Origin of the sequence: Burkholderia semiarida (genome assembly GCF_029268935.1) — a bacterium.
In the GTDB taxonomy this organism is placed as follows: domain Bacteria; phylum Pseudomonadota; class Gammaproteobacteria; order Burkholderiales; family Burkholderiaceae; genus Burkholderia; species Burkholderia semiarida.
In genome coordinates, this window is sequence record NZ_JAHLCL010000010.1 from 296,436 (window position 1) to 310,841 (window position 14,406).

Below are 14,406 nucleotides of genomic sequence, written 5' to 3' on the forward strand. Positions count from 1 at the left end.
GGGTACCCGCGCGTCACCGTTTCTCACACCGGTTTCCGTTCCGTCATCCGGGTGCAAGCAGGAATCCGGACTCTCGCGTGCGGGCGACGCAGTTACGGCTGGTTGCAAATCGGGTCGGCACGATGTTTTCGCCTACCCGTCACGTTGCGTTTTCGCCATAAAAAAGGGCGCCGCAGCGCCCTTCTCCTGCATTCGCAGGCGGTGCTTACAGCGTACGGCCGAATGCGTTGCGATGCGAATGGTGCGTGGATGTCGACGCATGCGCGGTATGGCCATGCGCGTGCGCGTGACCACGGCCCGGCTGCGCACCGGCGCGGTCGGCGATCGTGTCGGAGCGATCGGCCGCGCGCGCGAGGCCCTTGTCGCGGTCGCCCGCGTGCATGCCGTTCGAGTTGCTCAGCGCCTGGCCGCTCATGTGGCCGCCAGACATGCCGCCTGCATTGCCGCCCGAGCCGCCTGCGCCATGACCGCCACCGTTGCCCCCGCCATTGCCGCCGGCCGCAGCATAGGCGGACACCGAGCCGAGCGCGAGCAGCGCGGCCGTCAGGACGGACAAATATCGTTGCTGTTTCATCTTGTGCTCCCTGGAGCGCGTTTGCGTGAATGCATTTTATGAACGCGCGAAATGCGTGCCGCACGACGTTGTAAATGATCGTAACGACGCGTGCGGCACGCATTCGTCGGATCAATCCGGGGTGTGCACGCATGCGGGAAACGAAGCACCGGAGCGACGCCATGGCATCGCCCCGGTGACGAGGTCGGTTACTGCGCCGGCTGCGCGCCCTGCGCGGCGGCCTTGTGCTGCGCGGCCTGCTCTTGCGCCTGCTTCTTCGCCATGTGACGACCGACGATACAGCCGCCGACCGCGCCGACCACCGCGTGGTGCCCCGCATAGTGGCCGGCCACACCGCCGACCACCGCACCCTTCATGCAGCCCGCCGCGTGCGCGCTGCCGATCGTTGCGAGCGCAACGACAGTGGCGGCGGCACCCAGCCTGATGAATCGCACGGGCATCATGTTTTCACTCTCCTCTTGGACGATCAGTCGGGCCGCTTAATCCCAGCGGCCGCCACGCCAGCCGCCGCGATCGCGCCACTCGTGCTCGCGCCATTCATGACGGCGCCATTCGCGCTGACGCCAGCCGTCGCCGCGCCACCCGTCGTCGCGATAGCCGACCGGCGCATACATCACCGGCGGAGGCGGCGCCACATAGACGGGCGCCGGCGCCGTGTAGACGCCCGGCACGCCGATGCCGACCGACAGGTCGACGTGGGCCGACGCGACGCCCGAGGCTGCCAGCGCCGCTACACCGAGAACTGCACCGAGAATAAGTTTCTTGCTCATTTCGCGACTCCCTGCACGTGTCGTGCGTCATGTGACTACGGTTCGGAGTCTAGGCACCGGACGCTGACACAGGTGAAACGGGTATGCGAGACAGGTAACGGACGTTTACGGGCGTCCCGAAACCCTTATGGAGCAAGGAAGAGGCGGCAATTCAGACACCGTTGCAGCGATGCATCGGGTCGGTAAAAAGGGGATTTTCGGCACGAAACCGGCGATCGGACCGCACACACCGGCGTGCACGGGGAGCGAACCGCCCTCGCCCTGCGGCGCGAGCGGTTCGTGGCGGCGCGCGTTACGCGCGGATATCGTCGACGCTGCGCAGCCAGTGCACGCTGAACAGATTGTCCGCGTCGGTCCACACGGTATCGGGTTCGAACCCGGCGCGGCGCGCGATCGCACGAAAGCCGTCGATCGTGAACTTGTGCGAGTTTTCCGTGTGGATGCGCTCGCCGGCCTCGAAGCGGAACGCGTGGCCGCGCACGTGCACGGTCTGCGCGACGTCGCTGACGAGATGCATCTCGATGCGCTGCCGCTCGCGGTCGTAGAACGCGCAATGCGAGAACGCATCGACGTCGAAATCCGCGCCGAGCTCGGCATTCGCACGCGCGAGCAGGTTCAGGTTGAACTGCGCGGTCACGCCCTGCGCGTCGTTGTACGCGCGGTGCAGCGTGCGCTCGTCCTTCACGAGATCGACGCCGACCAGCAGGCCGCCGCCCCGCAGCAGCCGCGCCGCGTCGCGCAGGAACGTGTCGGCCTCTTCCGGCGAGAAGTTGCCGATCGTCGAACCGGGAAAGAAGCCGATGCGCCGCCGCGGCGTGTCCGTCAGCGCGGCCAGTTGCTCGGCCTTCGTGTAGTCGGCCGCGAGCGGCGCGACGTCGAGCCACGGATACGCCGCCCGCAGCCGCGCGGCCGCGCCGTGCAGGTAGTCGGCCGAGATGTCGACCGGCACGTAGCGCGCCGGCGCGTTCGCGTAGTTGCCCGCGAACGCGTCGAGCAGCACGCGGATCTTCTCGAGCGAACCCGCGCCGAATTCGACGATGTCCGCATGCGGGCCGACGCGCCGCACGATCTCGGCCGCGCGATCGCGCAGGATGCCGAGCTCCGTGCGCGTCGGGTAGTACTCGGGCAACTCGCAGATGCGGTCGAACAGCGCGGAGCCGGCCGCATCGTAGAAGTATTTCGGCGGAATGCTGCGCGGCGTGCGCGACAGTCCGTCGATCAGGTCGCGCTCGAACGCGCTCGGCCGCGAATCGCGGGCGGGTTGCAGGCCACCGCTCGTGGCCGTCAGATCAGACGTCTCGCGCAAGTCGCACCCCCGTGAATTGCCAGCGTGCCGCCGGCGGAAAGAAATTGCGGTACGTCGGCCGTTCATGCCCGGGCGGCGTCGCGATGCTGCTGCCGCGCAGGACCTGCTGGCCGACCATGAACTTGCCGTTGTATTCGGCAGCTACCCCGGCGAGCGGCCGAAAGCCCGGATACGGCTCGTACGACGAACGCGTCCACTGCCAGACGTGCCCGAGCATCTGCCGGATGCCGTCGGCCGCGAACGCGGTTTCCCACTCGAATTCGGTCGGCAGCCGTGCGCCGGCCCATTCCGCGTACGCGGCCGCTTCGTAGAAGCTCACGTGGCATACCGGCGCGTCGGGCGCGAGCGGCTCGACGCCGTGCAGGCCGAACGTGCGCCGCACGCGCGTGGCGGCCGCATCGTCGTCGTCCGGCATCCAGTACGCGGGCCCCTGCCACCCTTCCCGCTGCACCGTCGCCCAGCCGTCGGACAGCCAGAACTCGGGGCGCGTATAACCGCCGTCGGCGACGAACGCCGCGAATTCCGCGTTCGTCACGAGGCGGTTCGCGATCTCGTACGGCCGTACGAGTGCCGTGTGACGCGGCCGTTCGTTGTCGAACGAGAACGTGTCGCCGTCGTGGCCGATCTCGACGAGCCCGCCTGGCTGGGGCAGCCAGCGCAGCACGCCGGCGTCGCCCGCGGCCATCGCGTCGCCGTCCGTCGCGTTGCGCGGCCGGAACGCCGGCTTCAGTGGATTGCACGAGAACGCGTGCAGCATGTCGGTGACGATCAATTCCTGATGTTGCTGCTCGTGATGCAGGCCGAGCACGAGCTCGGGTTCCATCGCGTCGAGCAACCCCGCATCGGCGCCGGCCAGCGCGCGCAGCATCGCGTCGTCGACGTATTGCCGGTACGCGTGCACCTCGTCGAGCGACGGACGCGTGAGCAGCCCGCGCTGCGGCCGCGGATGGCGCGGGCCGAGCGCTTCGTAATAGGAATTGAACAGGAACTGGAAGGCGGCGTCGAACGGCGCGTAGCCGGGCACGCGGCGCATCAGCACGACGGTTTCGAAGAACCAGGTCGTATGCGCGAGATGCCATTTCGTCGGACTCGCGTCGGGCATCGACTGCACGGCCTGGTCTTCGGCGGACAGCGTCGCGGTCAACGCGACGCTATGGGCGCGCACGTCCTGGTAACGGCGCTGAAGCTGGGATGCAAGAAGGCTCATCGGTTTACCGTTCACGTCGCGATTCGCTGCGTTGCGTTGCCGGAAAAGGGAAAGCCTTGCGCGGATGCGCGCGGCTGACGTGCGATTTGCTGCTGCGTCGTCGGGCAGCCGGCGCGCGCGCCGGGCCGCGGATGCGGCGTCACTTCATCTGCCCGTGCAGAACAGTATGGTCCAGAAATGTGAACGTCGCGAATCGGATTTCGGATGAAACAAAGGCGAAAGAAAAATGAAAGCATGCGTGATGTCGGCATCGCCCGTGCAGCGGACCGTCGATGCCCCGTCGTGGTGGGGTTCGGCGACGGGGGCAATACGCGTGCCCGCCGCTGCATGCTGCTGACGCCCGGTGACACCCGCACGGCGTGCGTGAAAGGTCGATGGCGCGCGTGGGTCGGAGGCGCGGCGTCCCGCGGACGATTCGTCAGTCGATATCGCGTTGTTCTCCGTGCCCCGCTCAACGCCTCTGCCCTTCGCTGGCCGCCGCTTTCTTCTCCGGCCGCAAAAAATTTTTTACGCCGATGTCACACACGCGGGGGGCTCGCTCGTCATATCGGCGGAACCCACACGAAAGGAGAAGGAACCATGACTGCGAAACTCAATCCGTTTGCCGCCGCCCCCGCGTTGATGAAGCAATGGATGACCGTGTCGGTCGCCGCTGCCGGGAGCCTCGAGCCGACGCTGATCGAGCTGGTCAAGATCCGCGCGTCGCAGATCAATGCATGCGCGAACTGCCTTAACATGCACACCGTCGAGGCGCGCGAACAAGGCGAGACCGAGCAGCGCATCTACCTGCTGTCCGCGTGGCGCGAAGCGCCCTGCTACACCGACCGCGAACGCGCGGCGCTCGGCTGGACCGACGCGCTCACGCGGCTGTCGGAGGGCCACGCCGCGCACGAAGCGGCCCATGCGGCGCTGAACGACCATTTCAGCGAGGAGGAACAGGTGAAACTGACGGTGATGATCAACGTGATCAACGGCTGGAACCGGCTCGCAGTCGGCTTCGGGCTGTGGGTCGACCCGGCCGACGCGAAGGCCGCCGCCGCGAAGATGGTGGCCTGATGCCGAACCTCGACCCGGCCAGCGGCGGCGCCGACGAACGGGCCGACGCGGCGGCGAGCTTCGATCCGCTGCGTCGCACGCTGATCCGCGTCGCGTACCGGATGCTCGGTTCCGTCGCGGATGCCGAGGACATGGTGCAGGACGCGTTCATCCGCTGGATGGACGTCGACCGCACCGAGGTGCGCGTGCCGGAGGCGTTCCTGCGCCGCATGGTGATGCGCATGTGCCTCGACCAGTTGAAGTCCGCGCGGTATCAGCGCGAGACCTATATCGGCCCGTGGCTGCCGGAGCCGGTCGCCGAGGAAGACGGGCAGGACGACGTCACGCTGCCGCTGCTGCTTGCACTCGAACGGCTGTCGCCGCTCGAACGCGCGGCGTTCCTGCTGCACGACGTGTTCGGCGTCGAATTCGATGAAGTGGCCACGACGATCCGGCGCGATCCGGCCGCATGCCGGCAGCTCGCCGCACGGGCCCGCACGCACGTGCGCGACGCGCGGCCGCGTTTTCATGTCGAGAAGCAGCGCGGGATCGAACTGGCCGAAGCGTTCTTCGCGGCGTCGCGCAGCGGCGACATGCGCGCGCTCGGCGCGATGCTTGCGGAGGACGTGAGCCTGCATTCAGACGGCGGCGGCAAGCGCGCGGCCGCCGGCAAGCCGGTGTTCGGCTTCGAGCTCGTGATGCGGGTGCACGCGCACCTGGCCGAGTTGTTCGAGACGCATGCGTCGAAGCTCGTGCGGGCCGGGTTCATCAATGGACTGCCGGGGTTCGTCACGCTGGAAGCCGACGGCGAGCTGCAGACGACCGCGCTCGAGATCGACGACGGCAAGATCGTCGCGATCTATGTCGTGCGGAATCCTGATAAATTGAGGCATCTGCATTGAGCGTGCGCGGGTGGCGTGCGGGTTCAAGCGGCCACCCTGCCCGCTTTCTCGTTCGATCCGGCGCGAGCCGATGACGTCATCGGAATGCGGCCACCAAGGCGTGAATGAGCGACGTCGCGTAACAGAAAAATACGAACGCGACGGCAAAGCCGATTACCGCGAGCCAGTTCGTGCCGCCTTGCACGCTCAGGAGTGCAAGAAAGGAGTCGCCGGGTGCGGAATGGGGACGCAGCCTCGTGATCGCCCGGCGGACATGCGCCTGGTAGAAACTGTTGCCATGCAAGCCAAGCATCACCGAAACCCCGATCCCGATTGCGTTGCTCTGACTCGAGTCGAAGAAATTCGGGAAGAACAGCATTTCGATCAGCGAGAGCCCGAATACGATGCCGAATAGCGCCAGCGCATGCCAGTACATGCCGCGGTACGCCATCCAGAACGGCCCCACCAGAAAGGCTGCCCAGTTCCAGGAATGCTTGCTCCTGCGTGTCGCGGCGATTGCCCATTTCGTTTCATACCAGCGGGCTTTTTTCCCAACGTAAGCGGCGATTTCGTCAGTGCTGACGGGTGTCGTGGTCTCGGACATGTGTGTGTTGGCCCTCGTGGCGCAGCGTGCGCGTTATTGGTATCGGGTCCGCTCACTGCGTCGGCAAGATGTGTGCGCTTTCCCGGGAATGCCGCGGCGGGTCTTTTCGGGTATCGGGACGCGTCGACGGTCGGCTGAGTCTATGCGGCGTACGGCGATGGAGTAAGAGAAGCCGGAGTAGCGTGGATGCGGGCGCGCGGACGAAACGCACGTCGGCTGGTGCTGTGCCGCGCCCCGTGCATACGGCCGCAATTGTGTCGAACCGTTTCGACAGTCAATACGTGTAGCGCGGGATACGGAGAGAAACGTGAAGGCTGGCGCGCGGCCGGATGCTACCCGTCGGCGCAAAGAAAAACGCCACGCGAGGTTGCCGCGTGGCGTTTGTATGTTTGGCGAGCCGCGTTGCCTGTAGGCAAGTTGTGCTGCCGGACCCCTTCATTTTGTTCGTTGGTAGGCTCGATTGGATTCGAACCAACGACCCCCACCATGTCAAGGTGGTGCTCTAACCAACTGAGCTACGAGCCTAAGAAGCCGCGAATTATAGAGAGGGTTTTGGGGGAGCACAAGCCCTTTCGTGAAAATTTCTTGAAACGCGCCGCGCCGCGTGCTGACGATCGATGTCGTGCAGCGATGCGTGGAACGTCGGCTTCACATCTTCGCAGCACAGCAAAACGCGTCGATGTGCTGTGGTGTTATCCACATCGCCCTCTGGATAACCGTCCGGCAAGCCTCTGGATTCACAGTGGAACGATTGAGGATATGTCGGCGCGGCTGTGAATCGACGAAAAGTTGTTCTGTGCTGCCGGACGCTGTTCACGTCGCGCACCCAGGGTTATGCATTTCGCTTCGCGTTGAAAATTCAGTGCGTTACCGACGTTATCCACTGTGGGGCACAGGGTTTGTTAACTATCACTACGTATATATACGAACCCTGTTAACACCTTTGGATAAGCACAGTCCTTCGACTGTGATCCGCTCAGGATATGCACTGCGTGCAGCGGCTGGATGAAAGAAGCGGAACGCTGTGAAGCGCTCGCGCGATGCACGGGCCTTCATGTCTGTAGAATCGCCGGCATCCAGAATGCAAAGGCCCGGCGAACGGGCTCACGGCAAATGACCGATGCTTCATCGACGCGTCTCCAGGCACTCGATATCGATACCGCCGTACGCCGGATGCAGCACCATCCAGGCGACATCGTGTTCGAGCAACGCGTGTCCATACCGGAAGCGGAGGTCCTGTGTTGCCGCTACAAGGGCGAGCGATTCAACGTGAAGTTCGATCTCGATTACGGGGTATCTGTTGATCGCGTCGGGGTACTGTCTCCCCAAGACATCGAAGCGATCGTCAGATGGCTCACGACAACGTAAATCGACCGAACTGAGAGGCACAGGCACTTGATTGATTCATTGACTGCGTTGCAGCGCTGGTACGAATCGCGTTGCGATGGCGTGTGGGAACACGTGCACGGCATCGAGATCGCCACGCTCGACAATCCGGGATGGAAGGTGAAGCTCGACGGCGGATCGTTCGGCAAGGTGATCGACCTGGCGATCGAGCGCGACGAGTCGAACTGGATGTCCGTTCGTGCGACTGGCGCCGAATTTGCCGGCTACGGCGGCACGGCCAATTTGCCCGAGTTGCTGGCGCTCGCGGTCGAGTGGATCAACTGGAGCGCGATGACCGGCGAAGAACGAAGCGATCGATGAAGGCACCGGTTAATGAGATGCTGGTGATGGATATCGCCGGCCACGTTGCGGTCGTCGTGACCGACCTGATGGCTGCCGCCGATGTGCTGACGCAGTTGGGCTTCACGCGACAATCCGATCGCTGGGAACGCGCGATCGCAGACGATACCGAGCGCCAGGCACTCGTTGCCGCGCTTGTCGATCTCGATGCGTTGTTCTCCGCGGGCCGCGACTGGAGCCCGCAGGCGCTCGTCGGGTATTACTTGGAGATCGGGGCCGTTCGCGGCGCGTACCGTTCGATTGCATGGCGCGGGCCGGGGCAGTACGTCATCGAACGGCACGAATGCGGTGTGTGACTCATCGACGTTTTCACGATGCAATGAAACCGAAGAAAGAGCAGGGCGACGCGAGCGGCGCTTGCAACGGGAGCAGGTAATGGGACCGAGCGTTTGTCATCGGCACGGATACGATTCCACGGCGACAACGTCGACGGGCGTTGCCGCACACATCAGGCTGCGCGGGCAGTGCGTGCCCGGCGAACTCGTGAAGGTCTCGCTCGACCGGCCGAGATACACCCGGGAAATGTGGATGCTGCGCGCCGAGCTTGACGAGCACGAGGTCGATGCGACCTTGGTCGATCGGGTCGCACACGTGAAGGCATTTCCGAAGATCGCGGCGCTGGAGCGCCTGCGCGCGTATGTGTGTTTGGCGTGCCTGGATGAACTGCTTGTGCGCTCCGGCGAGACGCCGCATAAACCGACGACGAAGGAGCAGGCGTTCGATACGTCCGTCGTCGCGGCGAATGCGAAATGGCCTTCGAATCATGCGCGATGCGAGCTTCACGGACTGATCCTGCCGACGCGGACCTCGCCGGATATCGAAACGGCGATCCTGTCGATCGACGTGATCCGCGACGATTGCCATGTCGTTCAGGTGACGGATGGCAGCATGACGCGCAAACCGAAGCACTGGTTCGACGAAGCGTTTCTGCGCAAGGTGCTCGGGCCAGATATCGACATCGTTGAATCGACGTTCCGCGTCGACGATCGGGCGACGTTCGTGAAGCTGTGGGACGCCGGCGAGCTCGTGTGTCCGGTGTGTCTGCAGGAGGTGTTGAAACGCAGCGGCCTGGGCCACGACGACACGCGGACATGAGTGCAACGGAGCAATCGTGACGGCCACGATCAGGCAGTACGGCATGACGGACGATGCCACCCGGCGCAAGACTTTCTGGCTGCTTCAACGCCGCAGACGAACCCGAACCCGTGATACCCGGAGAACACCATGAGCAAGCTGAATTTCGGCGCGGTCGATCGATGCTCCGTCCGGCTCAATACCGCGACGCTGTTCGGCCCGAAGGCTGCCTACGAGGAATTTGCGAAGACCGGGTAGGACCTGCGTAACTTCGAGATCTACATCACGGATAAAAGGGCATCCACGGTGGACCCCAGGTCAGACGACGACGTCATAACCACCACGCTCGTAGCGAAGCTGATTCCGGGCATGCGCGGGCTGGGCAACGCAAACCGGCTCGGGAAGTCGATCCACTACGTCATCGCGCCGGAAACCGGCGAGATTCGTGGGATATTCGGGACGAAGTGACCCGAAGCGCAGCGACGGTGTGTGGATAACCGGCACACGAAACAGCTCGTAACACTGTGCGTTCGATCGGTGCGCGGTGATGCGAATCATGCAAGATACGTCTTCTTTCCCCATGCTAGAACGCCGCACTTCGCACGGATTTTCCATGTCGATCATGTCTTCGATCATCAGGTGGACCCTCTGCCTCGCGGCCGTTGCGACCGCCGCAACGGCATTCGCGGCAGTCGACGCACCCGCCTCGGTGCGGCTCTCGAACGGACGTGAAATGCAGCATGACGAAAAGCGCTTGGTCGAGGTCGACATCGCGCATCACCATACGAGCACGGTACGGTTGCCGGCCGCACTGCGTCGGGCCGTCGCGTCTGCGTCGAGCATCGGCTTCCCGTCGGCGAGTTCGAGAACCATCGACGGCAAGGAGTTCGTGCTGATCGTCGTGAACCAGTCGTCGGGTCGTAATCCGATGGGGTATTGCGGCGCGGGGGAGGAAAGTACGCTCTACGTGCTGCAGATCAGCGGTAACGCTGCGGCGTCGAGCTATGCAATGTCGGTGCAGAGCTGTCTGGATAGCGTGTCGCTCGACACCGGCGGGGATAATCGATCGCCTTACCTCGCGATCGAATGGATCAACGATCCCGTGGGCTTCAAGGTCTCGTGGACCAACATCGACGATGCCGGTCCGGCAACGCGTGAGTATCGCTACGATGGTCGTGCGTTCGTGGAGCGCAAGAAATAAGCGCATGTGGATAACCTGCGCACGATCCAGTTCAAACCCTGTGCACCCTACCGGTGAGTGAGCGTCCCGGTTTCGATGGGCTCGTCGGTCTGAATGCGTTGCCCAACAAGACTTGCCGACAATGAAAGAGGGCAGCGAACGAATCGCCAGCGATGTCCGGAAGTCGAATGCCTTGTGGATATCGTCGACTCGAAGCCACTCGAAACCCTGTGCATTCAACGGGTGAGCGCAGTCGAATCCGGCGAAGGCGGCCGGTCAATCACCTGGGTTGTGGATATCGACGCCCAAAACAAGCCGAAACACTGTGATTTTAAAGGTGCCGGCGCGGTCTCGATGTGAATAACAGCCAAGGAAAGTCAGTCGAAACGCTGTGCATTCGAATAGTGAGCGTGTGCCCGTTCAAGCTGGCCGAGCCGCGCCACGAAAACCGCTGGCGGCCACCATCAACCGCCAACCGGGCGCGCATCGTACCACTTCAAGTCTGCTGATCAAGCGCCTGCGCGATCGCCTTCTCCCCGACGCTCCCGGCCGGCCCGACCACCGCATAATTGAGTCCGTTCACCGACCCATACCGCGCGAGCAGCGCGCCATCCGCGCGTTGCCCGTTCGGCAACAGCCGATGTCCCGATTCCGCCGGCCGGAGATAGAAGCTCAGCGTCCGCCCCGCATCATCCTGATAGAGCACCATCGCGGCCGTGGCACCGCTATCCGTCGTGAACAACCGCCCACCGACCGGCCTGAACCCCGCCGCGCTCAAATCCGGCAGCTTCGCCGATGCGCCCACGCCTTTGGTGAGCCATCCCTGCAAATCGCCCGCACCGGTCGGCCGGTAATCGACCTTGGCCGTTCGATCGACCACCATCATCTGATAAGCCTTGACCGCATCGCTCATCGGCGCGATCGGCGGCGGCGCGTTCCACCCACGCGCCTGCCATCCGCCGAACGTTCCGAGCCCGACGCAGAACACGAACGAAGCCGCCATCGCGAACCGCATGCGCGCGCGCTCGGCCCGCCGGCCACGAATCGCGGCCGGGTCCAGCGCGGGGTTGTCCGCCGGCATCCGCACGCTTTCCAGCGCGGCCCGCAGCCGCTGCGCGTCCTGCTGCCATTGCTTCACCTGTTCCGCACGGGCCGGATGCAGCGCGAGATAGCGCTCGACCGCGGCGCGCGCATCGTCATCGAGCTGGCCGTCGACATAGGCCTGAAGGTCATGTTCGTTCGGAGGCGTGTTCATTTTTTCATCAACCGCAAGGAAGGAGCAGGAAGTTCGCCGTCGCTCAGTTGGCGCAGCGCCTGGCGCGCGCGGGACAGCCGCGACATCACGGTGCCGATCGGCACCTCGAGCAGGTCGGCCACTTCCTGATAGGTGAAGCCTTCGACCGCGACGAGCAGCAGCAGGCTGCGCTGTTCGTCCGAGAGCCGGCCGAATGCTTCGAGCGTCGCGCGCGCCGCGAATTCGCGTTCGGCGGACGGCCAGTGCGCTTCGTCGTCGTCGTGGATGCGGCCGAGCAGCCACGCGTAGCGCTTCGCGCTGCGTTTGCCGTCGAGAAATTGTCGGTACAGGATCGTGAAGAGCCAACTGCGCAGCGACGCGTCGTCGCGACGGCTCGTCCAGCGCGACAGCGCGCGCTCGAGCGTCGACTGGACGAGATCGTCGGCCGCATGGACGTCGCGCGCCAGCCAGAGCGCGAAACGTCGCAGCCTGGGGATGAGTTCGCGCAATGCTTCGTCGTCGAGGGCGGTGGAGGGCATGGCGGGGCCGGTTGCCGAAAGGGTCGTGGATGCCGCGTAAGACGCCGGCCGGCATCGGTTATTCCCTCCAGCATACGAAAAAACTTTTCGTGGAATAAAGCGGCGCGGGCGGCGTCCTACGCGCGTTCGACAATGATCTGACGATCGGGAGTGCATTCATGAAGCAATCTTCTTCTTCGCCGCAGCGCGAGCCCGGGCGCGGGTGGTGGCGCTGGGCCGTGATCGGCGGCGCGGTGGCCGGCGTGGCGGCGGCGTTCGGGTATGCCGGCGGATGGCTCGCGCCGGCGCGTCTGACCCCGCACCGGCTCGTCGACGCGCTGCAGACCAACAGCGGCATCCATCCCGGCTACCGGCGCAATCACGCGAAGGGCGTGTGCGTGACCGGCTATTTCGAAGGCAACGGGGCCGCGAGCGCGTATTCGATCGCGCCGTTCTTCAAGCCGGTGCGCACGCCGGTGGTCGGGCGCTTCGCGTTGCCGGGCGGGAACCCGTACGCGCCCGACAGCAGCGTGCCGATCCGCAGCCTCGCACTGAAGCTCACCGCGCCGGACGGCCAGCAATGGCGGACCGGGATGAACGCGATGCCGGTGTTTCCGGTCGCGACGCCGCAGGCGTTCTACGAGCAGACACTCGCGACCCGGCCCGATCCGAAGACGGGCAAGCCCGATCCGGCGAAGGTGAAGGCGTTCTTCGGCGCGCATCCGGAGGCGGCCGCGTTCCTGCAATGGGTGAAGGGTGCGAAGCCGAGCGCGAGCTACGTCACCGAAAGCTATTACGGGTTGAACGCGTTCTACTTCGTCGATGCGGCCGGCAAGCGCCAGGCCGTGCGGTGGCGTGTCGTGCCAGAGCAGACGGCCGGCGCCGGGGACGTCGCGACGGCCGCGGATCCGAACGTGCTGCAACAGGACGTGACGCAGCGCATCGCGGCCGGCCCGCAGAAGTGGAAGCTGCTGGTCACGCTGGCGGAGCCCGGCGACCCGGTGGACGACGCGACGAAGGTCTGGCCCGCGCAGCGCCCGACGATCGATGCGGGCACGCTCGTGCTCGACCGCGTGGAGGCGCAGGACAGCGGCCCGTGCCGCGACGTGAATTACGACCCGACGGTGCTGCCGCAAGGGATCCAGGTGTCGGGCGATCCGTTGCTGGCGGCGCGCTCGGCCGCGTATGCGGATTCGTATCTGCGGCGCACGAGTGAAGAGGCCGGCGTGGCAGGCGTGGCGCGAGTGAGTGGGGAGGGACGGTGATGAAGGCTTCGACGACGTTTAGTTTGCCGGCGCGGGTGCTGCACTGGGTGATGGCCGCGATGATTCTCGCGATGTTGTTCATCGGAGTGGGGATGGTGGCGTCGGTTTCCGAGCGGCACGAGATACTGGTGGCGATTCACAAGCCGCTGGGTGTGGCCGTGCTGGTGCTGGTGTGCGTGCGGATCGTGGTGCGGATGCTGTCGAAGCCGCCGGCGTTGCCCGACGATCTGCCGTGGTGGCAGAAGGTGGCCGCGCACGGGTCGCATCTCGTGCTGTATGCGCTGATGGTGGCGATGCCGCTGATCGGCTGGGCGATGCTGTCGGCAGGCGGGTATCCGGTGACGCTGGGCGGCGGCGTGCAGTTGCCGGCGCTGGTGTCGGCTGATCCGGTGACGTTCGCGTGGCTCCGGGTTGCGCATCGCGTGCTGGCGTATCTCTTCTTCCTGACGTTCCTCGCTCACTTTGCCGCGGCGCTGTATCACGGGCTGATTCGGCGGGACGGCGTGGTGAGGGCGATGGTGGGGCGGTAATCGACGGAAGGTTGCGTTCGATACGGCGGGGGCTGTTCAGGGGCGACCGAGGCCGCGCCTGCCGTGTCGTCTTATATATGAGCACTGGGAAGTGCTCGGCGGCCCCCGCCATAGCACGTCAAAAATATTTCACAAAAGGGGTTGCGGAGACTGGGGCAGATGCATAGAATCACGCCTCTTTCGCGCTAACGGAAACACGGCGCGGGGAAGAAGAGGGAAGCGGTGCTGTCGAAGTCGGTTTTATCGATTCCAGTGCACGCGAAATTAAACCGCAGTCGTCGCAACGAAGTAGTTAAAAAAGTTGTTGACGAGTCTCAAAAAACGGTTGATAATCTCGCTTCTCTGCTGCTGAAAACGCAGCGCTGCTGGGAAACATGAAGTTTCTCGCAGGCATGCTCTTTAAAAATTAACAGCCGATAAGTGTGGGCGCTTGATGAAAGCGAGCTGATCCTCGGATCAGATAGCGAAAGTATCAAGAGTCT

20 protein-coding genes, 1 tRNA gene and 1 other annotated feature (1 of these 22 cut by a window edge) are annotated in these 14,406 nt (G+C 64.5%); of the genes, 10 read left to right on the forward strand and 11 right to left on the reverse strand.

Annotation, left to right across the window (positions count from 1 at the left end):
* Window positions 1-205 precede the first annotated feature (205 nt).
* From KPB06_RS34260 to KPB06_RS34285, 6 genes are all read right to left on the reverse strand, one after another.
* Window positions 206-574 (reverse strand): hypothetical protein, encoded by a 369-nt coding sequence (locus KPB06_RS34260; protein WP_124659473.1) that lies wholly within the window; start codon window positions 572-574, stop codon window positions 206-208.
* A gap of 188 nt (window positions 575-762) precedes the next feature.
* Entirely contained in the window at window positions 763-1,017 is a 255-nt protein-coding gene (locus tag KPB06_RS34265) for a hypothetical protein (protein ID WP_124659474.1), read from the reverse strand.
* A gap of 36 nt (window positions 1,018-1,053) precedes the next feature.
* Entirely contained in the window at window positions 1,054-1,344 is a 291-nt protein-coding gene (locus KPB06_RS34270; RefSeq protein ID WP_275906039.1) for a hypothetical protein, read from the reverse strand.
* Window positions 1,345-1,636: 292 nt separating this feature from the next.
* Window positions 1,637-2,650 (reverse strand): L-histidine N(alpha)-methyltransferase, encoded by a 1,014-nt coding sequence (gene egtD, locus KPB06_RS34275; RefSeq protein ID WP_059637965.1) that lies wholly within the window; start codon window positions 2,648-2,650, stop codon window positions 1,637-1,639.
* Window positions 2,634-3,857 carry an ergothioneine biosynthesis protein EgtB gene (gene egtB / locus KPB06_RS34280; RefSeq protein WP_275906038.1) on the reverse strand — a complete coding sequence of 408 codons (1,224 nt, stop codon included), beginning with the start codon at window positions 3,855-3,857 and terminating at the stop codon, window positions 2,634-2,636. The genes egtD and egtB overlap by 17 nt, the downstream gene beginning before the upstream one ends.
* A gap of 11 nt (window positions 3,858-3,868) precedes the next feature.
* Window positions 3,869-4,093, reverse strand: a complete 225-nt coding sequence (locus tag KPB06_RS34285; RefSeq protein WP_155644469.1) for a hypothetical protein — start codon at window positions 4,091-4,093, stop codon at window positions 3,869-3,871.
* Window positions 4,094-4,436: 343 nt separating this feature from the next.
* Here KPB06_RS34285 and KPB06_RS34290 point away from each other — a divergent pair, with 343 nt between their 5' ends.
* Both KPB06_RS34290 and KPB06_RS34295 read left to right on the forward strand, forming a co-directional pair.
* Entirely contained in the window at window positions 4,437-4,913 is a 477-nt protein-coding gene (locus KPB06_RS34290; RefSeq protein WP_059580368.1) for a carboxymuconolactone decarboxylase family protein, read from the forward strand.
* Window positions 4,913-5,794, forward strand: a complete 882-nt coding sequence (locus tag KPB06_RS34295; RefSeq protein WP_275906037.1) for a sigma-70 family RNA polymerase sigma factor — start codon at window positions 4,913-4,915, stop codon at window positions 5,792-5,794. Before KPB06_RS34290 ends, KPB06_RS34295 begins: the two co-directional genes overlap by 1 nt.
* A gap of 76 nt (window positions 5,795-5,870) precedes the next feature.
* Here KPB06_RS34295 and KPB06_RS34300 read toward each other — a convergent pair whose 3' ends face one another.
* A complete protein-coding gene (locus KPB06_RS34300; RefSeq protein ID WP_275906036.1) occupies window positions 5,871-6,377 on the reverse strand; it encodes a DUF2628 domain-containing protein in 507 nt (168 codons plus the stop codon).
* A 448-nt stretch (window positions 6,378-6,825) separates the two neighbouring features.
* A tRNA-Val gene (locus KPB06_RS34305) sits at window positions 6,826-6,902 on the reverse strand.
* Between the two features lie 480 nt (window positions 6,903-7,382).
* Here KPB06_RS34305 and KPB06_RS34310 point away from each other — a divergent pair.
* The 4 genes from KPB06_RS34310 to KPB06_RS34325 all read left to right on the forward strand — a co-directional run bounded on the left by KPB06_RS34310 (window position 7,383) and on the right by KPB06_RS34325 (window position 9,218).
* Window positions 7,383-7,745 (forward strand): hypothetical protein, encoded by a 363-nt coding sequence (locus KPB06_RS34310; RefSeq protein ID WP_257219727.1) that lies wholly within the window; start codon window positions 7,383-7,385, stop codon window positions 7,743-7,745.
* A 27-nt stretch (window positions 7,746-7,772) separates the two neighbouring features.
* A complete protein-coding gene (locus KPB06_RS34315; RefSeq protein ID WP_185723080.1) occupies window positions 7,773-8,084 on the forward strand; it encodes an Imm53 family immunity protein in 312 nt (103 codons plus the stop codon).
* Window positions 8,036-8,419, forward strand: a complete 384-nt coding sequence (locus KPB06_RS34320; RefSeq protein ID WP_257219726.1) for a hypothetical protein — start codon at window positions 8,036-8,038, stop codon at window positions 8,417-8,419. The genes KPB06_RS34315 and KPB06_RS34320 overlap by 49 nt, the downstream gene beginning before the upstream one ends.
* A gap of 187 nt (window positions 8,420-8,606) precedes the next feature.
* Window positions 8,607-9,218, forward strand: coding sequence for a hypothetical protein (locus tag KPB06_RS34325; RefSeq protein WP_144029707.1), 612 nt, complete (start codon window positions 8,607-8,609; stop codon window positions 9,216-9,218).
* A gap of 297 nt (window positions 9,219-9,515) precedes the next feature.
* Here the strand turns inward: KPB06_RS34325 and KPB06_RS34330 are convergent, their stop codons facing one another.
* Window positions 9,516-9,755: a hypothetical protein gene (locus tag KPB06_RS34330; RefSeq protein WP_275920601.1), complete on the reverse strand. Its 240-nt coding sequence runs from the start codon at window positions 9,753-9,755 to the stop codon at window positions 9,516-9,518.
* On the opposite strand from KPB06_RS34330, the gene KPB06_RS34335 reads away from it, so the two are divergent.
* Window positions 9,754-10,398 carry a hypothetical protein gene (locus KPB06_RS34335; protein WP_124659479.1) on the forward strand — a complete coding sequence of 215 codons (645 nt, stop codon included), beginning with the start codon at window positions 9,754-9,756 and terminating at the stop codon, window positions 10,396-10,398. The genes KPB06_RS34330 and KPB06_RS34335 overlap by 2 nt on opposite strands.
* Window positions 10,399-10,572: 174 nt before the next feature.
* Entirely contained in the window at window positions 10,573-10,737 is a 165-nt protein-coding gene (locus tag KPB06_RS34340; RefSeq protein ID WP_180278177.1) for a hypothetical protein, read from the forward strand.
* A gap of 136 nt (window positions 10,738-10,873) precedes the next feature.
* On the opposite strand, the gene KPB06_RS34345 is transcribed toward KPB06_RS34340, so the two are convergent.
* Both KPB06_RS34345 and KPB06_RS34350 read right to left on the reverse strand, forming a co-directional pair.
* Window positions 10,874-11,632: an anti-sigma factor family protein gene (locus tag KPB06_RS34345; protein ID WP_099315890.1), complete on the reverse strand. Its 759-nt coding sequence runs from the start codon at window positions 11,630-11,632 to the stop codon at window positions 10,874-10,876.
* Window positions 11,629-12,150, reverse strand: a complete 522-nt coding sequence (locus KPB06_RS34350; protein ID WP_059580351.1) for a sigma-70 family RNA polymerase sigma factor — start codon at window positions 12,148-12,150, stop codon at window positions 11,629-11,631. The genes KPB06_RS34345 and KPB06_RS34350 overlap by 4 nt, the downstream gene beginning before the upstream one ends.
* A gap of 158 nt (window positions 12,151-12,308) precedes the next feature.
* On the opposite strand from KPB06_RS34350, the gene KPB06_RS34355 reads away from it, so the two are divergent.
* Entirely contained in the window at window positions 12,309-13,394 is a 1,086-nt protein-coding gene (locus KPB06_RS34355) for a catalase family peroxidase (RefSeq protein WP_275906035.1), read from the forward strand.
* Complete coding sequence (locus KPB06_RS34360) at window positions 13,394-13,924, forward strand: cytochrome b (protein ID WP_275906034.1); 531 nt, start codon at window positions 13,394-13,396, stop codon at window positions 13,922-13,924. Before KPB06_RS34355 ends, KPB06_RS34360 begins: the two co-directional genes overlap by 1 nt.
* A gap of 433 nt (window positions 13,925-14,357) precedes the next feature.
* Window positions 14,358-14,406: a sequence feature (most likely nonfunctional fraction of RNA operon), on the forward strand (it continues 2,198 nt past the right edge of the window).